Annotated in this window: 24 protein-coding genes; 17 read left to right on the top strand and 7 right to left on the bottom strand. The window is 38.7% G+C overall.

The genetic code is table 11. The features are described from left to right. Positions 1-10: 10 nt before the first annotated feature. Positions 11-655: a cyclic di-AMP binding protein CbpA gene (gene cbpA / locus CD33_RS02715; protein ID WP_036197942.1), complete on the bottom strand. Its 645-nt coding sequence runs from the start codon at positions 653-655 to the stop codon at positions 11-13. Positions 656-855: 200 nt separating this feature from the next. On the opposite strand from cbpA, the gene CD33_RS02710 reads away from it, so the two are divergent. Then, complete coding sequence (locus CD33_RS02710; protein ID WP_052129920.1) at positions 856-1,254, top strand: DUF378 domain-containing protein; 399 nt, start codon at positions 856-858, stop codon at positions 1,252-1,254. A 356-nt stretch (positions 1,255-1,610) separates the two neighbouring features. Here the strand turns inward: CD33_RS02710 and CD33_RS02705 are convergent, their stop codons facing one another. Continuing rightward, positions 1,611-2,252 carry a hypothetical protein gene (locus CD33_RS02705; RefSeq protein ID WP_036197940.1) on the bottom strand — a complete coding sequence of 214 codons (642 nt, stop codon included), beginning with the start codon at positions 2,250-2,252 and terminating at the stop codon, positions 1,611-1,613. Between the two features lie 314 nt (positions 2,253-2,566). Here CD33_RS02705 and CD33_RS02700 point away from each other — a divergent pair, with 314 nt between their 5' ends. Further along, positions 2,567-3,031, top strand: coding sequence for a hypothetical protein (locus CD33_RS02700; RefSeq protein WP_036197938.1), 465 nt, complete (start codon positions 2,567-2,569; stop codon positions 3,029-3,031). A gap of 27 nt (positions 3,032-3,058) precedes the next feature. Then, on the top strand, positions 3,059-3,589 hold the full coding sequence (locus tag CD33_RS02695) for a D-glycero-alpha-D-manno-heptose-1,7-bisphosphate 7-phosphatase (protein WP_036197936.1): 531 nt from the start codon (positions 3,059-3,061) through the stop codon (positions 3,587-3,589). 51 nt (positions 3,590-3,640) lie between these two features. Here CD33_RS02695 and CD33_RS02690 read toward each other — a convergent pair whose 3' ends face one another. Next, positions 3,641-3,859, bottom strand: coding sequence for a hypothetical protein (locus CD33_RS02690; RefSeq protein WP_036197935.1), 219 nt, complete (start codon positions 3,857-3,859; stop codon positions 3,641-3,643). 182 nt (positions 3,860-4,041) lie between these two features. Then, on the bottom strand, positions 4,042-4,857 hold the full coding sequence (locus tag CD33_RS02685) for a uroporphyrinogen-III synthase (protein WP_036197933.1): 816 nt from the start codon (positions 4,855-4,857) through the stop codon (positions 4,042-4,044). A gap of 240 nt (positions 4,858-5,097) precedes the next feature. Here CD33_RS02685 and nirB point away from each other — a divergent pair, with 240 nt between their 5' ends. The 8 genes from nirB (at position 5,098) to CD33_RS02645 (ending at position 14,500) form a co-directional block, all read left to right on the top strand. Next, positions 5,098-7,515 (top strand): nitrite reductase large subunit NirB, encoded by a 2,418-nt coding sequence (gene nirB / locus CD33_RS02680; RefSeq protein ID WP_036197931.1) that lies wholly within the window; start codon positions 5,098-5,100, stop codon positions 7,513-7,515. Between the two features lie 18 nt (positions 7,516-7,533). Next, positions 7,534-7,854, top strand: a complete 321-nt coding sequence (gene nirD, locus CD33_RS02675) for a nitrite reductase small subunit NirD (protein ID WP_036197929.1) — start codon at positions 7,534-7,536, stop codon at positions 7,852-7,854. 49 nt (positions 7,855-7,903) lie between these two features. Beyond that, the gene (locus tag CD33_RS02670; protein ID WP_088291779.1) at positions 7,904-8,755 is read left to right on the top strand and encodes a formate/nitrite transporter family protein; all 852 of its coding nucleotides are present in this window, start codon (positions 7,904-7,906) and stop codon (positions 8,753-8,755) included. Between the two features lie 2 nt (positions 8,756-8,757). Next, positions 8,758-9,528, top strand: coding sequence for a uroporphyrinogen-III C-methyltransferase (gene cobA / locus CD33_RS02665; protein WP_036197927.1), 771 nt, complete (start codon positions 8,758-8,760; stop codon positions 9,526-9,528). A 383-nt stretch (positions 9,529-9,911) separates the two neighbouring features. Beyond that, the gene (locus CD33_RS02660) at positions 9,912-10,748 is read left to right on the top strand and encodes an N-acetylmuramoyl-L-alanine amidase (protein ID WP_052129917.1); all 837 of its coding nucleotides are present in this window, start codon (positions 9,912-9,914) and stop codon (positions 10,746-10,748) included. A gap of 126 nt (positions 10,749-10,874) precedes the next feature. Further along, positions 10,875-12,452, top strand: coding sequence for an alkaline phosphatase family protein (locus CD33_RS02655; protein ID WP_036197925.1), 1,578 nt, complete (start codon positions 10,875-10,877; stop codon positions 12,450-12,452). Positions 12,453-12,542: 90 nt separating this feature from the next. After that, a complete protein-coding gene (locus CD33_RS02650) occupies positions 12,543-14,021 on the top strand; it encodes an aldehyde dehydrogenase family protein (RefSeq protein WP_036197923.1) in 1,479 nt (492 codons plus the stop codon). 158 nt (positions 14,022-14,179) lie between these two features. After that, positions 14,180-14,500 carry a hypothetical protein gene (locus CD33_RS02645; RefSeq protein ID WP_235863401.1) on the top strand — a complete coding sequence of 107 codons (321 nt, stop codon included), beginning with the start codon at positions 14,180-14,182 and terminating at the stop codon, positions 14,498-14,500. A 121-nt stretch (positions 14,501-14,621) separates the two neighbouring features. On the opposite strand, the gene CD33_RS02640 is transcribed toward CD33_RS02645, so the two are convergent. Then, entirely contained in the window at positions 14,622-16,367 is a 1,746-nt protein-coding gene (locus tag CD33_RS02640) for a B12-binding domain-containing radical SAM protein (RefSeq protein ID WP_036197921.1), read from the bottom strand. A gap of 255 nt (positions 16,368-16,622) precedes the next feature. Between CD33_RS02640 and CD33_RS02635 the strand changes: the two genes are divergently transcribed. Beyond that, positions 16,623-17,249 (top strand): nitroreductase family protein, encoded by a 627-nt coding sequence (locus CD33_RS02635; RefSeq protein ID WP_036197919.1) that lies wholly within the window; start codon positions 16,623-16,625, stop codon positions 17,247-17,249. Positions 17,250-17,563: 314 nt separating this feature from the next. Then, entirely contained in the window at positions 17,564-17,677 is a 114-nt protein-coding gene (locus CD33_RS19725; protein WP_084591230.1) for a YjcZ family sporulation protein, read from the top strand. Positions 17,678-17,753: 76 nt separating this feature from the next. On the opposite strand, the gene CD33_RS02630 is transcribed toward CD33_RS19725, so the two are convergent. Continuing rightward, a complete protein-coding gene (locus CD33_RS02630; RefSeq protein ID WP_036197917.1) occupies positions 17,754-18,224 on the bottom strand; it encodes a DinB family protein in 471 nt (156 codons plus the stop codon). A 241-nt stretch (positions 18,225-18,465) separates the two neighbouring features. Here CD33_RS02630 and CD33_RS02625 point away from each other — a divergent pair, with 241 nt between their 5' ends. The 4 genes from CD33_RS02625 (at position 18,466) to CD33_RS02610 (ending at position 21,272) form a co-directional block, all read left to right on the top strand. Beyond that, positions 18,466-18,741 (top strand): hypothetical protein, encoded by a 276-nt coding sequence (locus CD33_RS02625; protein WP_036197915.1) that lies wholly within the window; start codon positions 18,466-18,468, stop codon positions 18,739-18,741. 223 nt (positions 18,742-18,964) lie between these two features. After that, entirely contained in the window at positions 18,965-20,455 is a 1,491-nt protein-coding gene (locus CD33_RS02620; protein ID WP_084591229.1) for an MFS transporter, read from the top strand. A 218-nt stretch (positions 20,456-20,673) separates the two neighbouring features. Beyond that, positions 20,674-20,895 carry a hypothetical protein gene (locus CD33_RS02615; protein WP_036197913.1) on the top strand — a complete coding sequence of 74 codons (222 nt, stop codon included), beginning with the start codon at positions 20,674-20,676 and terminating at the stop codon, positions 20,893-20,895. Further along, complete coding sequence (locus CD33_RS02610; RefSeq protein ID WP_036197911.1) at positions 20,892-21,272, top strand: YhjD family protein; 381 nt, start codon at positions 20,892-20,894, stop codon at positions 21,270-21,272. The genes CD33_RS02615 and CD33_RS02610 overlap by 4 nt, the downstream gene beginning before the upstream one ends. Before the next feature lie 590 nt (positions 21,273-21,862). Here CD33_RS02610 and CD33_RS02605 read toward each other — a convergent pair. Beyond that, positions 21,863-22,063 (bottom strand): Lrp/AsnC ligand binding domain-containing protein (locus CD33_RS02605; RefSeq protein WP_036197909.1); only part of this gene is annotated, 201 nt, incomplete at its 5' end.

The raw sequence follows: 22,063 nt of genomic DNA, 5'->3' as shown, positions 1-22,063 counted from the left end.
TGGCTCTATTCTATTGGAAGTTATCATTATTGAACACTTCGACATCGATTAGACGTGCCCCAACTTTATGAAGGAGTTCTTCAATTTCTTTGATGGTCGATTGATTGGCATCTTTTCCTAATGTGATAATTACTCGTCTTAAATACCAATTATCATCATCAAGGGTAAAAACGCTATGAACAGAAGTCTTTTTCTTAACAAGAGTTAGGACTTTCGCTAATATTCCTTCTGTATCGGGTAATGCGATTGTCAGCGCGCAGCTTCCCGTTTTATATCCCCATGCTTCCTCAAGCAATTCAAATACTTTCGAGTGAGTCAAAATCCCGACGAAATTTCGTTCTTCATCAAGCACAGCAAGATAAGGCAGTCGTTTTATTGAGAAAAAGCTTTCAAAAAATGAACTTTCCTCAAAAATTGTGCCATCCAAATCTCTTGCCAACTCGACGATGGCTACTTCTTCTTTTTCATGCTCCAACAGGTGTTCGAGAATCGACACTTTATAAGCATTCCCAATAAATTTTTGGCCGTTATCATCCAAAATAGGGATACATCTATAACCGGAAGTTTTCAATTTCTCCAGCACTTCGGTACTACTATCGGATGCTTTGCACCATACCACTTCATTTTTCTTTAATAATCTTTGTTTAATAATCATTTAAATTCGTCCCTTCTAATCATAGCAAAACATTACCATACAATGTAAATTTGGGCAAATGAGTTTCAGTATATTTTATAATATGAAAGCCCGATTAGAGATATACATTTTCAAGTGTATAAATTAAAAGGATTTGCGAAAAATAAGTGAACACAATATTGAAAAGATTGTGTAGCAAATAAATTAATCAGGAGGGGAACATGGGTATCATATATCGAATTGCTTTAGTTCTTGTCATCATAGGTGCCATTAACTGGGGACTGATTGGTTTATTCCAATTTGACCTTGTGGCAGCGCTGTTTGGCGGTCAGGATTCGGCTTTATCAAGAATTGTTTATAGTTTGGTGGGGCTTGCTGGGTTACTTAGTATCCCATTACTATTTAAGGCTTATGACGAAAGTGATGTGGAAATTGCCAATAACAATCATAGCAATGCCTACACGAATATGAATTATCAAACTGAGTTCGGTGAAGAAGCCGACTTCAAAGAAGTGCAGAAAAACCGTACTACAGGCTTGGACGCTTCAAAAAATAATCGAGCCACTGAATTATATAACAATGATGGCAAGGGGAATAGTGACAAGGATAACCTTGTTTAAGTATTTTGGCAGTGGATGAATTTTAACCAATCCAAAAAAGCGTAGATAAAGTCGGATAGCCGACTTGTCTGCGTTTTTTAATTTCTCCACTAAAAAGGGTACTCTCACATAGAGAGTACCCTCAGACTGTTGACAAACGCTTTCATCCTGCGTTGGTTGTCTCGTTCGTCCCCTCATGAACGTTTTGTTCTATTCATCTCTTCACTCGACTGCCCGCCTTGTCTGCCAAGCGTTTTCAAGACAGTCTGGGTGATTTTCCACTGAAGGAAATAGCCTAAAAAACGTGTAGACAAAGTCAAAGATCGACTTTGTCTACACTCTGAAGGGTACTCTCACATCGAGAGTACCCTCTTGTTTTACTTTATGAGAAACTCGAATTTTTTGGGGAGGCTTACACCCAACTGTTCAAGTTCGCTCTTTGCTTCTTCTACACGTTTTTCTATTTTTTCCTTTGTTGCATCATCTAACTTTTCGAAGCTTTCGTACAATGGATTCTTTGGCATTTCAATTCCAAGTTCTGCAAGTTGTTTATGCGCTTCTTCCTTCGTGATTCTCCCTTCTTTTTTCTCTTTGAAAATCGCTCTTACTTTTGCTTTTGTTTCTTTGTCCAAATCCTCGAAAAGTTTGCATTCTTTATGTTCGGGTGGTGCAACACCTAGTTTTTCGAGCTCCTTATCTGCATCCTCCTTCGTGATTTTTTCCTCTTTTAATTTTTGGTATATTTCTTTTACCTTATTTTGTGTTTCTTGATCTAGCTTCGCCATTTGTTCATGGAATTTGGATTGAGGAACTTCCAACCCCATGCCTTCCAAATCGGATTTTAAAGTGCTCAACACCTCGTCCACTTTTGTTTTTGCCGCATCATCTAGACGGTCATACTCCTCGTGAAACTTGTGCATGTCTTCATGTGCATAGGCCGGAACTACGCTTGCCGCGAACAATCCGATAGAAAGCATCGCAATAAGGGCATAAATCCATAGTATATTCTGTTTTCTCATCGTAACCACTCCTTATTGTTTAAGTTAATAGTAGAGAGGGAAGTGAAAGTGTAATGTCTATGTCTCACCACCTTGATTGCTTTCAATCGACCTACTCTTCCCATAATAATGACGAATTAGCCACTTTCCATTCGTATTCTGTGCCAGATACGCTTGAATAATGTAATTGATTGAATTTTTTTAATAATTATCTAACCTGAACACTCTTAACAATTCGTCTCGCAAATATGTCAAACACTTTAGACAAGCTATGGTTGAATGAAAACCCATATTTTGGTCAATAGTATAAATAATTGGAAAAAAGAGGTGAATTCATGAGTTATTCTTATTTATTGATCATTTGCTTGTTAATGATGATTACGATCGCTTTAGTTATGTATTATCTCGGAACAAAAATTTCATATAACTACATTCTGTATAATGCTTCTGTCAGTGTCGGCTCGGGTGTGATTTTTTTCGCAGTCAAGATGATTGTCACAATGGATACTATCGGTTCAATAGAACAGACGCTGGACATGTCAATCATGGTGTTGCTTGCAATTATTTGGGTTATCGCTTTGATTGAAACTTTCACTGTAGAAATAATGGAAAATGGCCGCGAAATAAAACAATATATGAAGACGGTGCCAGTCATGATAAAAACAATCGAAATGAAAGAAATCCCTTTTATTGCCGCAAAGTCCTTTCATTCACTATCAGTTAAAGCAAAAACGATTTTGGTGAAAAATAAGCATACGATAAAGATTCAAAAATGGATTAGCGAGTATAATAAAAATTGAGCATTGAGTAAAAGGTAGGTGATGGTAATGAATCGGGCCGTGTTTTTGGATCGCGACGGAGTAATTAATGAAGTTCTGACAAATCGAGTGAAGTTTGTCAATAAGCCGAAAGATTTTTATTTTTTACCTGGAGTACCCGAAGCTATCGAAAAGTTGAATCGTTCTTTTGATTACATTTTTGTGGTAACCAACCAAGGTGGCGTCGGGCTGGGTTTTATGAAAGAGACTCAGCTCATCAAAATCCACGAACATATGATAAAGGAGCTAAAGAAATTTGGAGCCATAATCCATGATGTGGCATTTTGTCCGCATAAACCAAAAGAAGGGTGCGAATGCAGAAAACCTGGTAGTAAAATGATTATGGAACTAGGGGAAAGGTACGATGTTGATTTATCTAAATCGTATATGGTCGGCGATACCGATACAGATATAATAGCTGGAAAAAAAGCCGGAACCAAAACGGTGTTCTTGGGAAGAAATGATCCGTTGGCCGATGCCATATTCCAGGATTTATCTTCCGCAGCAGATTGGATGATTGCCGATGCAGGTATTCAATAATAAAAAATCAACCACTTCCTATATTTTAAAAGTGGTTGATAAGTCCAAGTTTTATTTTCTTTTCTTTTTATCTATAGCGCTTACTAAAGGTTGCTTCTTAATAGCTTCAAATTCTACTTGAACACGGAATTTATTCTCCTCCAACTCGCTTACTTCTGTAATCCTGCCTTTACGGCCCTTCAGTTTGATTTCTGAACCAAGTGCAGGAACCTCATTCAATAATTTACTAATGAATAGTGTGTTTTTATCAAAAAAATGAACAGCGAACATAATCTATCTCCCTTCAATTAAATATACTTACATTCTATGAACGTAAATAAATTGTAGAAGAAAGAAAAATGTCAAATGAGAAATAAAATAAATAACTTCATAATTGAAATAACTTACTGTTTCAAATGAGATGGAGTGCCAGATTATATGGGGCTCGGCGTAAGGAAAGCCGGAGTTAGTTTTTAGTTTCTGACAGATTCTTTATAATATTTATTTAAAGTCATGAGTGCACTCCCGATTCTTTCATCTTGCGGAATGATCATTCTTTTTACACCATGTTCTTGCAGAGCTTTCCCTGTTACTTTCCCTATTGGAAGAGCCAGTACATGATTCTCCAATGCATCCAATAAATCAATTTTCTGATTTGCCTCCGTTGCATACTGAAAAAGGAAACGAACCTGCTGAATACTTGTGAAAGTGACAGCATTCACTTGATTTGTCAATATTTCGTTCATTAACTGGCTTAAAACTTCCCTCTTGGGTGGAACATGCTGATACGGAACGATTTCTTGGTAATTAGCTAGTTCTTTTTTCAACCAATTGAGGAGCTCAACAGCCGGGTCGCCATATAGCTGGACCGCAACGGACTTGTTCTTCAAATCGAAGGACTTCATTTCCCGAATTAATCCCGAAATACTACCATCATCATCCCTCACTACAGATGCAATGCCTCTTTGTTTTAAATTATTGGCTGATTTATAACCTCGAATGGCAATTTTCATTTTTTGGAGCGCTTCTTTCAGCTCTCCTTCATGGCCAATTTCCCGTGCAACCTCAAATAATTTGTCAATACCAATGGCAGTAGTAAAAATAATCCACTCAAATTTCCCGTCAACAATTCCTCTCACTTGGGTTCCGATAAAACTGGAATCAAAATATAAGGTCCCTTGCGCAGGACGGTGTACAGCGGTGCCGCCTAGTTGCTGAATAATGTTCATTTGCTCTTCAATTTTTCTTGTTCCTAATAGAGCAATGCATTTATGATTTAATCCACCCATCCTTTGTATCCTCCTCATGTATTGTTAATTCCATCATAACAGATATTATGTGAAAAGAGTCGAATGTTAGAAAAGATGACATAAAATTTTAATTATTTTATTACGTTTGATAAAATGTAATCGTTTTACCCAATTTTTATACGGAAATATGCTTTACAAATAATTTACGTGTGATATCATCTGACATATAGGTTTTAGAATTTTCTGTAAATTATAAATTGCTTTCAAGGAGGAAAATTAATGGCCAAAAAACGGTTAGTACTTGTAGGAAACGGTATGGCTGGTGTAAAAACGATTGAAGAAATATTGAAAATCCACAAGGACTGTTTTGAAATCACGGTAATTGGTGAGGAACCTTATCCAAACTACAATCGAATTCTTTTGTCCAAAGTGCTGCAAGGGGATACCACGGTAAAAGATATTACTTTAAATGATTGGAACTGGTATAAAGAAAACAATATACGTTTATTTGTAAATGAAAAAGTCATTCAAGTAGATCCGAATGCAAAAGTGATCACTACACATATCGGAACAGCCATCTCTTATGATGAACTAATTATAGCAACAGGTTCAAAGCCATTTATTTTGCCGATTCCAGGAAAGGATAAAGAAGGAGTGACAACCTTCCGGGATATAAAAGATACCGAAACAATGGTGAAGGCTTCAAAAAATTATAGGAAAGCCGCTGTTATTGGCGGGGGATTGTTGGGATTGGAAGCGGCTAGAGGTTTATTAAACTTAGGAATGGAAGTAACGGTCGTCCATCTAGGCAGTTCTTTGATGGATCGCCAATTGGACGTGACGGCTGCTACTCTATTGAAAGAAGAATTGGAAGTCCAGGGAATGAGATTTCTATTAGAAAAAAACACTACCGAAATTATAGGACACGAAAGAGTGGAGTGTATAAGGTTTTCAGATGGAGATTTTCTGGAGTGTGATTTGGTTGTAATGGCGGTGGGGATTAATCCGAATGTTGAACTGGCCAATCAAGCAGGGCTAACGATAAACCGAGGAATCATCGTCAATGACTACTTGCAAACAAACATTCCAAATATCTATGCTGTCGGTGAGTGTGCAGAGCATAAGGGCATTGCATATGGCTTAGTAGCACCTCTTTTTGAACAAGCAAAAGTGCTGGCGAGTGCAGTTTGTGGTTCTTTAGCCTCTCCATATCAAGGATCTGTAGTTTCCACTCAATTGAAAGTTTCAGGTGTGGAAGTGTTCTCGGCAGGGGATTTTATCGAAGGCGGCGAGAAAAAAGCATTGCGTATTTATGATGAACAAGATGGTCTTTACAAAAAAATGGTGTTTAAAGGTAAAAAAATAGTAGGGGCTGTATTGTTCGGTGACAGCAGGGAAGGTACGAGGCTTTTTTCGCTGATCAAAAAAAACACAGATGTTTCGGACACAGTTAAAGTAAGTTTGCTGCAGCCACTTGGGGGAGAAGCTGGTGAAAGTGTCGTTGCGTCCATGGAATCGGATGAAATCATTTGTGGATGCAACGGGGTGTCCAAAGGATCCATTGTACAGGCTATTCATGAACAAGGCTGCGCGACCGTTGATGCAATAAAATCGTGTACGAGTGCATCCCGCTCTTGTGGTGGTTGCAAGTCATCCATTTCCGAATTGCTTGAAATCACTTTGGGAGAGGATTTTGATCCTGCTTCCCATAAGGAAACGCTATGCGGCTGTACTGATCATTCACGTGACGAGGTCATCGAAGCTATCCGTACAAAACACCTAATGCATACACGCGAGGTCATGCATGTATTGGAATGGAAAACTTCTGATGGCTGTTCCAAATGCAGGCCTGCCTTGAATTATTACTTGGGTATGATTCATCCAACTGAATATGAAGATGAAAATGAGTCACGCTATGTCAATGAACGGTTGCATGCCAATATACAAAAAGACGGTTCTTTCGGTGTTGTGCCTCGTATGTATGGTGGAGTAACGAGCTCGGCACAATTGAGAAAAATTGCAGATGTGGCAGATAAATACAATGCGAAATTACTAAAAGTTACAGGAGGTCAACGCATTGATATCTTTGGCATTGAAAAAGAGGATTTACCAAAGGTTTGGGAGGAACTCGACATGCCTTCTGGTTATGCCTACGGGAAAACGCTTCGGACAGTAAAAACTTGTGTTGGGGAAACATTCTGCCGATTTGGCACACAGGATTCTCTAAGTTTGGGAATAGCTTTGGAGAAAAGGTTGGAGCGTGTCGGTTCGCCACATAAGTTTAAAATGGCTGTATCGGCGTGTCCGAGAAATTGTGCGGAATCCGGCATTAAAGACTTCGGTGTTGTGGGAGTGGAGGGTGGTTTTGAAATGTATGTTGGAGGAAATGGAGGAACACATTTGCGTGCAGCCGACCTCCTTGGCAAAGTAAAAACCGCGGAAGAAGTGATCGATTATGCATCCGCCTATTTCCAGTATTACCGCGAAACCGGAGTCTACTTGGAGCGAACATCAAAATGGCTTGAACGCATGGGGCTGGAAAATATCAAAATAGTTATCGAAAACCCGGAACAACGCAAAGAATTAAATGAACGCCTCAATCTTGCCGTTACAGTGCAGGAAGACCCTTGGAAGAAAATTATTAACAATGATAAATTGAAAAATGAACTATTTGAAAGTGTAACAATACAACATTAACAAACTGGAGGGAAAGCAATGAAAAAAATTGCGGAACGAATTAAGGTAGTTAAAGTTGATGAGATTTCAAAGGAGTTTGGGAAGGCTATCGAAATTGGAGATGTGAAAATTGCCCTCTTCCGTTTGAAAAGTGGAAACTTTCATGCCATTGAAAATCGTTGCCCCCACAAAGGTGGCGTACTGGTGGAGGGGTTGGTAAGCGGAGAGCATGTATTCTGCCCCATGCATGATTGGAAAATCGATATTACTAGCGGAAAAGTGGAAGAACCAGATCACGGGTGTGTCAAAACCTTCGAAATTGAAGTTGAAGGCGATGACGTCTATATAGTTTTATCATGATAATAGAGAAGAAGGTCAACAAGACTATTTGTTTTTTAGGAGGATGCATTTGACTAATATTAAACCGATGCAAGTTGTCGAAAACATGGTTCAAGCAGGAACGGATAAGGCAAAAATGCAATTTAAGGATATGGTGGTTCGTGGAGCCTTATCAGGTGCTTTATTGGGGTTCGGAACAACATTGGCATTTACCGCCGAGATGCAAACAAAATTAGGGATTATTGGGGCGCTGCTTTTTCCGGCAGCCTTCGTCATCATTATTTTATTAGGACTCGAATTGGTAACTGGAAATTTTGCATTCATTCCACTTGCTGTATTGGATGGTAAAGCGACAGTAAAAGAAATGCTGAACAATTGGTTATGGGTGATTGTTGGCCATCTGATCGGGGGTTCTATTTACGCTTCTTTATTCGTCATTTCAATTACCAATTTTGGCGCTTCTACCGATCATATCATCGCCCGCAAAATCATTGATGTCGCAGAAAACAAGACGCTTGGTTACCAAGCATTGGGGTTAGCCGGCTTTATCGTAATAATCGTTAAAGCGGTTCTGTGCAATTGGATGGTTTCTTTAGGAGCGGTCATGGCCATGGTTTCAAAGTCGACTAGCGGGAAAATCATTGCAATGTGGCTGCCGATTTTAATATTTTTTGCACAAGGATTTGAACATGCAGTTGTCAATATGTTCGTTATTCCAGCTGGCATGTTATTGGGGGCAGATGTAGGTTTTAATGATTGGTGGATTTGGAATCAAGTGCCGGTGTTAATCGGCAATGTCGTCGGTGGCTTTATTTTTACAGGTTGTGCACTTTATATGACGTATCATAAAGAGCCCAAAAAAGCGTTAAGGTTTTCCAAAACGAAAAATAACAATCCGGTTGGCGAAGCGGAGGGGTTCTAAAGATGGGAATGGTTTATATAGTCGGCGCAGGTCCGGGAGATGAGGAGCTAATTACCGTCAAAGGTCTGAAATGCATTCAAACGGCAGATGTAATACTCTACGATCGATTGGTCAATATTGATTTATTAAATTATGCCAAAAAGGGGGCGAAGCTAATTTCATGCGGGAAGTTCCCGAACTACCATACGATGCAGCAAAATACGATCAATCTGGAAATAGTGAAATATGCAAAAGAAGGAAAAATCGTTGTACGGCTAAAAGGAGGCGACCCATTTATTTTTGGACGAGGAGCCGAAGAGGCAATGGCATGCAGGGAAGCGGGTGTAAACTTCCAGATTGTTCCTGGCATTACAGCAGGAATTGCTGCAGCTGCTTACGCAGGTATCCCGGTAACTCATCGGGACTATAGCTCCTCCTTCGCTGTGATTACAGGGCATCGGAAAGCAGGCGTGGATGCGGATCATCAGTGGGGGTGTCTTGCAAGAAGTGTTGATACTTTGGTCGTTTATATGGGGATGAAACATTTGGGCGAGATTGCCACTCAATTAATTGCTCACGGAAAAGACAAAGAAACTCCGGTTGCCTTGATTCATAAAGGCACAACAAACGGGCAGTGTACTGTGATTGGAACACTGGAGACGATTTATGAAATAGCTGTTTTAAAACAAGTGAAAAACCCGAGCGTGATTATTGTTGGGGAAGTTGTGCGTTTAAACAAGAAAATGAGATGGTTCGAGGAACATAATGATTACCTTGTAGCCGGTATATTGTAAATGAATCAGTATATACTCGCGAGAACAGATTATGTGGGAAAAGGGCAGAACATACTTTGCTTGCCTGAAATCCCCCCATTCATCCATCTGCTAATAATGGCAGTAACTAAATAAATTCTCACACATAGGCGATCCGAAGTAACTTTCGTAATTATCCACCTAAACTTGCCGATTATTGGAAATGTATTGAATGACGACTGAGAGAATAATTTTATATTCATATAAAAAGCGATAAACTATTTTAGTTTATGGCTTTTTATGATTGGAATGTCTCTATTTATCCTAGTAATCGATATTTATTAATAGAGAATGCATTCAAATCTATGACGATTGTTCTGGCAGTTAAAAACCTTCTGCATATACTATTTCTAGGGTGATGAGCAATGATAAAAGTTGGATATGATGCTGGACATGGATTTCATACAGCAGGTAAACGGACGCCGGATGGAGAGAGAGAATGGTCATTTAATGATAAAGTTGTACGGGCCTTTGCCAATGAACTGGCTCTATATAAAGGAGTGATGACAAGAAGATTTGATGATCCTACCGGAAAAAGAGATGTTCCATTAAAAGAACGTACTGACGGGGCGAATAATTGGTCTGCTAATTATTACATTTCATTTCATCATAACGCACTAGGGAATAAATGGGGAAATCATACCGGTGTAGAAACCTTTGTTTATACAAATCCGCAACCGAAAAGTGTTGAATTGGCGAATGCTATCCATCCTGCACTCGTTCAATCCTATGGTCTTAGGGATCGAGGCGTAAAACGAGGTAATCTGCATATAGTCCGTGAAACAAAAATGCCTGCCATACTGATTGAGGGTGGATTTATGGATAGTTTAATCGATATAACCAAACTTCGTAATAATACAATTTTGGCAAATGTCGGTAAGTCAATCGCGCAGCGTTTCGCTAAGTTTGTTGGATTACAAAGAGCGATTCCAAGTCCTGGGGAGGAATTAACGATGGCACAATATGAGGAATTAAAACGCTTAATTGATGCACAGGCAAAAAGAATTCAAGAGTTGGAGAGGCTGATTGGATTGGTGGAGCGTGAACCACTTGCCACTCATGAAAAAGCATGGGAGTGGGCAACTAGCATTGGGTTGTTAACTGATGTCTATCCAAATCGTCCACTCACGAGGGAGCAGTTGGCGGAGGTTGAATACCGCAAAGCATCGGGGGAAATCGGGCTGGAAGTAGATTCGGAATAAATAGTATAACTTGAATAATAGCTTTCTTTCTGGATTTAGTATCAACTAAATTCAGATTTTTTTATTTTGCACATGAACAAAGAAAAAAAACACATATTAACGTTATTATTTCTAATAGGTGGACTTATGAAAAAAAGAATCTTAAGTTTGATATTCCTTTTACTTCTTCTCCCCATGATTATAATTATCACGATGTCCATGGGACCGGCAAAAAATATAAATGAAGTCCACATACGGTCTTCAGAAAAGCCTGTAATACTTCTCACTATCGATTCCCTGATGAGTGAATCGATACAAAAGGCGATGGATGCAGGAAACGCCCCAGCTTTGTCTTTTTTGATAAATAACGGACAATATATCCCAGATGTTATAAGCTCTTATCCGACCATGTCTGTCGCGATCGATAGTACGATATTGACAGGCACTTATGCCGACCAGCATAAAATACCTGGTCTTATCTGGTTTAATCAAAACGAGGGCCGGGTGATTAGTTATGGAAGCGGAATGAGGGAAATATGGAATAATGGAGTGAAAAATGTAGCGAGGGATAGTGTTGTTCGGTTAAATAGTTCACATCTGAATCCAAAAGTAAAAACGATTTACGAAGTGCTTGCACAAGCACAGATTTCTTCAGCATCGATCAATGGGCTAATTTATAGGGGGGAGACAGCGCATCAGTTGATAGTTCCCAGAATTCTTTCTTTCATGGGGCTGTTTCCGGAAGAGATAGAAGTCGATGGACCAACAATTTTATCGTTGGGGGCATTATCTCAATATAATCCCATGAATGATAGCCATAAATACATTTGGAGTCGGATGGGTGTAAATGATGACTTTACGGTTGGTGAGTTAAAATACCTTATTGAACAGCAAAAATTACCCCCATTTACGTTAGCGTATTTTCCAGATCTTGACGCAAAGGTACACCGAAACGGTCCGTTAGAGTTCAAGCAAATTGAGGAAATAGATCAATCAATCCAAAAACTGCTTAATGTTTTTGACTCTTGGGAAGAAGCAATTGATGAAGTGACGTGGATTGTGATGGGGGATAGTGCCCAATCTCAAGTTGATAGCGATAAGGATAAGGGATTAATCGATCTTAATGAAATCCTAAAAGATTATTCTTTTTGGAGCAGAGAAAATAACGAAAGTCAATTAGCCGTTGCCATCAATGAACGGATGGCTTATATCAATTTGATTGATGAAAATATTGATAAGCACGCAATAGTTGAAAAATTAAAGGAGGATAAGCGTATCGGATTGATTGCATGGACAGATACAGGCATTAATTATGTAACCAGTCCGGATAAGAGTGCAGTCCTTTCATTCTCTAAAGTGGGGCAGTATAAGGATATATATCATCAAACCTGGAATCTGGAGGGGGATATGTCTCTATTAGATCTCAAAGTATCGGAACATGGCTTAATCCAATATAATACTTATCCGGATGCCCTTGCAAGACTTAACGGTGCACTAAATTCACATGAAGGACCATTCCTTTTAGTTGATGCCAAACCATCCTATGAATTTATAAATGAACATAGCCATGATCACGCAGGGGGTGGGGCGCATGGTTCTCTTCATAAAGTCGATTCCACCGTCCCCCTTATTATTGCTGGAACAAATACAAAACCAAAATATAACCGGCTGGTAGATTTAAAGCAATGGATCGTCCATGTCGTTCAGCAAACCGCACAACAATAGCTTAAAATCGAGAGCTGCTAATTATTGAGTAGCCATGGCATGAACTTTCATACTAGTTTTGATAAATATAATATTTGGAGGTATTCAATTTTGACGACAGAACCCTTGATCGTGAATGCGATTATAAATGGAGAGAAAATACAGACGGAAAAGAAAATTGAACGCGAGAATCCAGCACATCCTGAAGAAATTGTTGGCTACGCACCAAATAATACAAGGGAAGAAACAAAGAGAGCGATTGATGCGGCATACAATGCTTTTAAGTCGTGGGCGTGGAGCGATGTGGATGACCGCATTACGAGAATGAAGAATGCTATTCAAAAGATTAAGGAAGCAACTCCCGAAATCGCCGAACTATTATCGCGAGAGCACGGAAAAGCGCTATATGATGCACAAGGTGAAATTGCCATTTCATTGATGTGGATGGAATTTGCCTGTGATCATGTCAAAAAAGTGATTGAACCGGAGTTAAAAGAACATGAGAACGGCAAAACAATCATTACGCACGATCCAATCGGGGTGGTATCCGCCATAACACCATGGAACTATCCAATTTCTTTATCCACAATTAAAATTGCGCCTGCTTTGTTGACGGGAAATACAATGGTGCTAAAGCCAAGTCCATTGGCTCCATTGGCAGTGAGTCGTGTTACGGAAATCATCTCGGATGAGTTCCCACCCGGTGTATTGAATCTTGTGAACGGCGATGCAGAAGTAGGCGTGGAATTGACATCAAATGAAAAGGTTGCGAAGATCGCCTTTACAGGTGGGACAAAGACCGCCAAACATATCATGAAAGCCGCTTCTGAAACAATCAAGAAAATGACCTTGGAACTTGGAGGGAATGATGCGGCCATTGTGCTGGATGACTTTGATGTAAATGATGAACGTGCATTGCGGAGAATGGTTATCTCCAACTTCCTGACTGCGGGTCAAATTTGTATGATAGCAAAACGTGTTTATGTACACCGTTCCATTTATGAGGCGTTTGTCGAAAAATATATTGAAGCAGCAAATAAATGGATTCGAATAGGAGATCCCTTTAATCCGGAGGTGACGGTTGGACCCGTAAATAATAAAAATCAAGTGCAATATGTAAAAAGCTTAATAGAGGATGCCGAAAGTAAAGGGGCAAAAGTGATTAAGCTCGGGAAAGTTTTGGATGCAAAGCTGATGGACAATGGTTACTTCCTACAGCCGACGCTCGTACTGGGGGCCGATCCTCACGATCCGATTGTGGTGGAAGAGCAATTTGGTCCAACTGTACCGATCTTGCCATTTGATGATGAGGAACAAGTAATTGAGCTTCAAAACGAAAGTATCTACGGCTTAACTAGCTCTGTTTGGGGAGAAGAAGAACACGCTGTCAAAGTCGCCCGCAGAATTGAAGCGGGTACAACGATGATTAATACTGCAGCAGTTCAGGGGCTGGATGTTCGCTTTCCATTTGGTGGGGTCAAGCAATCCGGCGTCGGTCGTGAATACGGAGAAGATGGCATAAAATCATACACTGAAACACATGTAATTAACCTGCCGAACAATCTAGAGTTGCCCTATATACCCGAGTAAGTTTCTTATAACTTGGTATTATCAATTGGTAAACTTCTGCAAACAGTTGCAGAAGTTTTTTGTTCATTGCATTCAACCGACTTCGTATATTTTGTTTAATGGCTCACAGTATAGAGAGTGTAGAGGGGTTGAACCGCATTTCGAAAGGGGGTTTTACAGTGAACTTGTTCAGAGGCGACGCACACAAGATTTATTGTCATTTGAAAAACAATTCTACTAACATAGCAATTTCCAAATATTTGAAAGAAATGAAGGAAGTTCGAGATTTTTATCAATCTATTGAGAGTGAGTTATTAAAGTTGATTTTTTATCGTTTGATCAAGGAAAAAAATGGTTCGGGCATGATACCTGTGGATGTGTCATCGATGCCATTTCTATTTTTAATTTTCTCCAATAACTTGCAAAAGCTACTATTTGCACAGGGGGAGCAGGTATTGGTTGATTTTTATCGTGATTTACATCGGGGGCATCACCTTTAGTCTCTTCCTCCATTTCCGTGAGAAAGCTTGGGCTGCTTCTCACATTGAAAGTATCCAAGATATACTGAGCGAAAGAAAAGAAAAATGGAGCCCTTCTATTAAGTAGAAAGGCCCCACTTTTTCATTTAAGCGTTTTTTCTAGAGTAGCAAAATAAGGTGCTTGTCCTAAGCGGAAATATGTGAGCAGATAGCCATCTTGGGCAACAACCTGGCCACCTTGCAACGAGCGATAATCAATGGAAAAAGGAATGATGAGCGAATGCTTATAAAAATCTTTTTCCGTCAAATCAAATTCGGCAAACTCTTCACCTGCGATTGTTGGTGATTCTTTTAGCGACGCATAAATTTGTTTTTGGACATCCTTGGAAACCCGTTCTTCCCACCAAAGTTTACGAGGCTGGAATTGTTGCTTTGATAGATAATCCAGTTGCATTAAGCTTCGAACAATTTCCATGTTTACATTGGGTTGGGTAGCCAAAAACTCTTCAAGCCGTTTAAATAAATCCTCTAGCTGATGACCAATGCGGGACCATCCCTTTTGTTCCCAGTACGTACCGAAGTTTTGGAAGAAATCAAATGGCGTATCGAATACTTCTGTAACTAGATATTCGATTGTGTAATCCATCCGGTGGTCATTCCAGTATTTTTCAAGGACATCTTCTGCGTGTTTGATACGAATGATTTCATCGAATGTAAGAACGTTATTTGAAAAAATCTCGTAAGGTGCAAGATCCACATACGTGTAACCATACTGTTTGGCTTGAACGCGAAGTCCTGTTCCGCGCAGTAGCTTTAAGAAGCCAAGTTGCAGTTCTTCCGGACGCATGGCGAACACATCATTGAACGTTTGGCGGAAACTTGCATAATCTTCTTCGGGAAGACCTGCTATCAAATCTAAATGCTGATCGATTTTCCCACCTTCTTTAACCATGGTAACAGTGCGTTTGAGCTTTTCAAAATTTTGACGACGCTTCACCAGTTCATTTGTTAAGTCGTTTGTCGATTGTACCCCAATTTCAAAGCGGAATAACCCGCGTGGAGCATTGTCGTTCAAGAACTGTATAACTTCAGGCCTCATAATGTCAGCCGTAATTTCAAATTGGAAGACAACCCCTGGTTTATGTTCATCGATCAGGAATTGGAACATTTCCATTGCGTAACTGCGGCTAATATTGAACGTACGATCGACAAACTTGATTGTTTTGGCACCATTGTCCATTAAATAACGGATTTCTTCTTTGATTTGTTCCCGATTAAAGTAACGAACACCCACCTCTATGGAAGAAAGGCAAAATTGACACGAGAAAGGGCAGCCACGACTTGTTTCGATATATTGGATTCGCTTACCTAAAGAAGCACGATCTTCTTCAAAACGGTAAGGGCTAGGAAGCTCGCGCAAATCGATTTTCTTCGGTTGGGCATGAATCTTCATTTTGCCATCTTGTAAGTAACATATCCCCGGAACATCGTCTAATGGAATGTCGCCATTCAAATATTCTAATAAATTTTTGAAGGATAGTTCGCCTTCCCCCATCACGATATAGTCGATTTCCGGAATACGACGTAGCCAATCATGCACGTCATAGGAGACTTCGGGTCCACCCAAGATAATTTTCGTATTCGGCGAGACGGTTCTAAGCATTCGGATAACCCCGATTGTCTCTTCAATATTCCAAATATAACAACTGAACCCAACGACATCAGGCTTATGCTGATACAAGTCGGAAACGATATTAAATGCAGGGTCTTTAATTGTATATTCAATAATCCTCGGATTGAATTCCGGTTGTGCGGCACCTTTTAAATAACGCAACGCCAGGTTGGTATGAATGTACTTGGCGTTCAATGTAGTTAAAACTATATTCATTAATGAATCTCCTTTTTTGACACTTATCAAGATATAACTATACGATTTTTGACGAAGAACGTCTAGATATTATGTCTTTTTTAAGGGGAAGGCGGGAGTTCCAAAAAAAATTCCGTGTCTAAGCCAATTTCTTTGATTTCTTGTTTATTTCTACTATAATTGACTAGTCAATAATTGATGGGTCAATGAATTGAACAATGTATAGGTAAAACTAAAAGAACAATGTAAATAATCTTAATGAAAGAGGTTTCCAACATGACAAAAACAGTTACAACTATTCAACAATTAATGCATGAGAGAAAGTCGGTACGAAAATATAAAGAGGGTGTTGTAATACCTCGTGAAAAGCTGCAAACATTACTACAAAATGCCATTACAGCACCTTCGTCAAGTAATATGCAACCATGGCGCTTTATCGTCATAGAAAATCAGGAAGTTAAAAAAGAACTGCGTCAGATTGCCAACGATCAAGAACAAGTTGAAACATCTTCGGCAATCATTGCTGTACTTGGCGACCTTGAGATGTATAAAAAAGCGGAAGAAATTTATGATGCGAATTTTGCTAAAGGGTATATGAGCAGGGAAATTGCTGATTTAATGATAAATAATTCTCTTTCCTTATATGGAAACTTATCTAAAGAGATCTTAACTAGCCTCGTTCATTTCGATGCCGGATTGATTTCAATGCAGATCATGTTATTAGCAAAAGAAATGGGATATGACACAGTACCGATGGGCGGATTTGATAAAGTGAAATTTGCGGAAAAATTCAATTTGCCAAAGAATGAAATTCCTATTTTATTAATTGCGATTGGTGAAGCTGCTGCTCCAGCATATGGGTCATCACGTCTAGCGGTGGAAGACATCGTAAAATATATATAATTGCAATAATGACAAAGTTATAGGATCTCCTACTCGAGAATAGTTCTTGTTTCAATTCTTTAGATGAACATAGGAGATACTTACTCTACTTTAACCGAAAAATTGATGGATAGATGCTCTTAAGGGTATCTGTCCATCGTCATTGAAAATACGAAAAATCGTTGGCAGGGGGACTAGTTTATCCCCCTGCTTTTTGATTTAAAGTTTATTTTCAATTATTTTTTCTATGAAATTATACTGAAATTCCACGAAAGCACATTCGAAAAGAAGAAGTATTCATAAAATGAAATATCGAGAATAAGGGAGGTGAGATAATGTCTTACAACTACGAAGGAGGCAGTTACAACGGTAACGGCAGTCAATTTGTATTGATCGTTGTACTGTTTATTTTACTGATTATTGTTGGTGCATCGTTTATGAGTAACTAATGTTTCTTAAGTGAAGACCAGGATGCATTTCCTGGTCTTCATTTCATTTGAGTTTGCAAACTTAGAACAGCCTGACCTAATCCCAAATTCGAATTCTAGGGACACCAGCAGTTCTTAAATAATCCAGTAGCTGACCAGTATGAACAGATTCGTGATAGGCAATTCGCAATAACATATCCCCTAAATCCCGTATGTACCCTGAATCGGAACGGTCGATTTTGATCTCTTTCAAGTCTTGTTGCGAAAAGGATTTAATCGTCTCCAAAAATTGCTTTCTATAAGGTTCGGCAAATTCTAGCTCAGCCTCTACAGAAGTATAGGGTTGTTTTTCAAAAGGGGAATCGAAACTAGGTAAACTTCCTCGATTTTCAATTGCTAAATGATAATAATGTTCGCTTTCTAGGACATGTCTTATCATTTCAAAGCACGTCATTGCTTCATCATCAGGTTTCCAGTTAAGCATTTCTGTTGGAATGGATGTCCACACCTTGATGCTTCTTCTTCTAATTTCTGTAAAATTCAAAATAATCAGGTCGATCGAGTTCATAATATCCTCCTTTACTTCCTTTATATCTCAATTATACACGAATGGACGTTCGTAAAAAAGTGTGCATAGAAATTTTTCTCACTTTTTTAGCTAGTAAATCTTACATATATCACCAAAGTGAGGAATCTATTAAAAAAATAATCTGTTTTCTGAGATTTTACGTTTCCTTTTATAGGAAGAGGGGAAAATACATAACCAAAACAATTTTAGTTATCAGCCAAGAAGTCAGTGGGAGAGAAGGATGCATATGATAGATGATTTACTAGATCTTTATAATTTACTAATTAAGAGAGAGCGGACAATGAACGATGCGCTTCAAATAGTGAGTAGTGTGAAAGGGAATCAATTTTTGGAAGAACTCATTATTCGTACGGAAAAATTAATTGTCAAATCATTGGGCGGTTCTGATGTGCATTGGATTGAAATAAATCAATTCAGTGACGCCTTTTTTCAGTATCGGCAAGGATTTATCAATAAAGAGCAACTAATCTCCATAATCAAGAAAACAATTGGTTAATAGGAAACATTGAAATGAGGTTAAATATTTAAATGATTCAAAGATAAGGATTTTTAACAATGACAGTAATCATGCTTAACATACTTATTCGAGATTCAGGCACTTTCCATCTTATGGAAAGTGCTTTTTCGATGGGCAATTAAATACAAAAGAGATAAATAATTAAATTCCTTTTTGGATAATTTAAGACTAGTATCAATTAATCAACAAGGAGGAGTTTCGATTGGCTTCCAACGATCGTCATCATAGCCCAAAATTGAAAAGAAAATCGAAACCAAAGTTGAAGAAAGAAGAGATTACCGTTGTTGACACGGATTCCGCACGTAAAGCTGTTATCGCAACTTCTGTTGGAAACGGTATGGAATGGTTTGATTTTGGTATATACTCTTATCTCGCAGCCACGATTGGACAAGTATTCTTTCCTGAAGTAAGTGGGCCTATGCAACTTGTGTTTTCTTTTGGAACATTTGCAGTTGCCTTTATAGCGCGTCCTATCGGTGGAATTTTCTTCGGTATGCTTGGGGACCGATTAGGCCGGAAAAAAGTCCTGGCCATAACCTTGATCATGATGGCTGTGGCCACGTTAAGCATCGGACTAATCCCGAGTCATGCATCAATCGGCTATACTGCCACAGTCCTGTTACTTATTGCACGGTTAGTTCAAGGATTTTCATCGGGGGGAGAATATTCGGGGGCTATGACGTTTATAGCCGAATCCACACCAGATAAAAGAAGAGGCTTTATGTCGAGTGGCCTTGAGGTTGGAACTTTGGTCGGCTATATAGCAGGAGCAGGTCTTGTTACAATTCTCACCTACATTTTAGGGGAGGACACGATGTTGGAATGGGGTTGGCGTATTCCGTTTTTCTTATCAGCCCCGATTGGTTTAATTGGTTTCTATCTACGAAATAATTTGGAAGAAACCCCAGCATTTGAAGCAATGAAGGAAAATCAATCAGATGATGCCGACGATGTATCCGTAAAAGACATTTTAAGATACCATTGGAGAGCAATTCTTATTGGAATGTTTGTTGTTTTCTTTTATATTGTTGTAAATTATACCGTGCTATCGTATATGCCGTCCCACTTGACCGCAGTGTTGGGATACGGGGAAACAGAAGGTCTTCTGCTAATTGTGATTGTAATGGTGATCATGATTCCAATTGTTCTCCTAATGGGATATTTTAGTGATCGAATTGGAGCAAAGAAGATCATACAAGGCGGGCTGATTGGGTTGATTTTATTAAGTATACCCGCGTTTAACTTGATTGGTAGCGGAAATACAATGCTGGTATTTTTAGGATTAATGATTCTCGGAATATTTTCCGCTTCCTTTCAAGGGACAATGCCAGCACTATTGCCGTCCCTGTTTTTCACCAGTGTCCGAAACGGGGCACTTGCAATAACATTTAATATATCGGCATCCTTGTTCGGCGGTACAACACCTCTGCTTGCATCTTGGTTAATTAGCAAAACGGCCAATGAAATGATGCCAGCCTATTATATGATTTTTGCATCCATTGTCGGTATAGTGGTTGTTAGCATTTTTCTAAAAGATACTTCCGGGAAAGCTCTCAGAGGTTCACCTCCGGCAGTTGAAGAGAAAGCCGAAATAAAAGAGATATTGGAAGAACCAGAAGAAGCATTATGGTGGCACGAAGAAAGAAAGGAAATTGAAGAACGGATTGAAGAGCGTTCGGAAGATGGCAAGTGAATGGAGTGAAAAGTAAGTCATAGTGCACAAAATCTTCGTAAATTTTTCGGTTGAAGGGCACAATTCATTAAATATTGTGCTCTTCTTCAATTTAAAACCGTACGAAAGAATAAATAGAGTAAACAGGGGTAGCCCTCCTTCCTATATTTACATATTGTCAAATTAGGAACGTACGTTCTATAATGGGAAAAAGGAATCGTTTGTTTGGAGGGTATATAATGAAACAACAACTTTTGAAAGTCATGCAACGTAACCAATTAATCGATTTAATGTACATTGCAAAAAGTGGGGAAGTTACAAAGAGGCGCATCAAAGTGATCAATGTAACAGCGGAGTCATTCAGTGCTTATTGTTTTTTGAAACGCAACATCCGCACATTTAAAATTCAAAGTGTCCTTGCATTATTACCAGTTTTCCGAAAAGAGCGTGAAGTAATATGATCAGCAAACTAGCTACCGATTTAGCTCATAGACAAATTATAGTGGATTTGACAATTCGAACGCTTGAGCGTGATCGTATGCATATAGGGGATTTTAAAATGCAAAAAGCCTTTGAAACATGGTTTGATTTAAAAGTGCTCGAATTGCATAGTGACTTGAAAGCCGTTAAAGCAGAGTTGGGGAAAATCAGTGCAAAAATCCAAGCCGTCACACCGAACGGGGATTTTACCATTTACACGGTCGTCGAACAAAGAAGAACTTTTGACTTAAGGTATTTGAATATTTCCCTTAAAAATTGGACTGAAAATGAGGTGAGGAGATTATTGGGATTGGAGCATAAAAGTGTAAAAGTGGAGAACAAATTGAGGAATAGTTGATAGGAAAACCATTACAAAAAAAACATTAAAAAGCTTCAAACCATTAGAAAATATGGGTTGAAAGCCATTGTTTAAAGTATGGTCCCGACAGGGTTCGAACCTGCGACCTCCACCTTGTCGAGTTTAGCGATATAATTAAATGGGGTTAAAATAAGTTAAATAAGTTTGATTTATAAAGCTTTATAAGGTCATTGCAAATTAGCTATGTTAAATAAGTTCAATACAAAAAAAATTCTGCGGACAAATTGAGGACAAAAGAGTAAACAGGTGGTCTGTATTATTACTCTTTTTTAATTTTTTTGTTATAACTGTTATGATGAAAAATTCCTGATAACATAAGTAGAGGTTTTTGATATAAGTAAAATTCTAGCGAATCCCACCTTCTCGATAATAAGGAGTAATCATTGGATAAAAATTTTGTGTTCCATATCTATAGCTTTTAGACTAAAGAAGCACGACTTGAGTTATCCAACAATCGGGCGCGATTCTTGAAAAAAAGAATATGAGCTCATTTTTCATTGGTATTATCTATTGGTTAATTGGTATTATCTATTGTTTTTTCAGCTGCGTATCAGCTAAGTGAAGAGTAACTAAAATTCTTCGTCTATATTAAATTTTAAATTTGTTGGAACCTGAGAAAAAATAAAATGTGTGACAGTTTGTGCGATTGGACTAACTTCATCAATGAAATTTTCTGCATTAGCGAAAGTTTCAAACTGCATTTTAAACATATAACAAGCACTTCCTGCAATTCTATAACAAAATTCTACGTTTGGAAGTTTCTCTATATA

The sequence above is a fragment of the Ureibacillus sinduriensis BLB-1 = JCM 15800 genome, assembly GCF_000772955.1.
GTDB classification, from domain to species: Bacteria; Bacillota; Bacilli; order Bacillales_A; family Planococcaceae; genus Ureibacillus; species Ureibacillus sinduriensis.
This window is presented reverse-complemented; position numbering and strand designations above follow the sequence as displayed.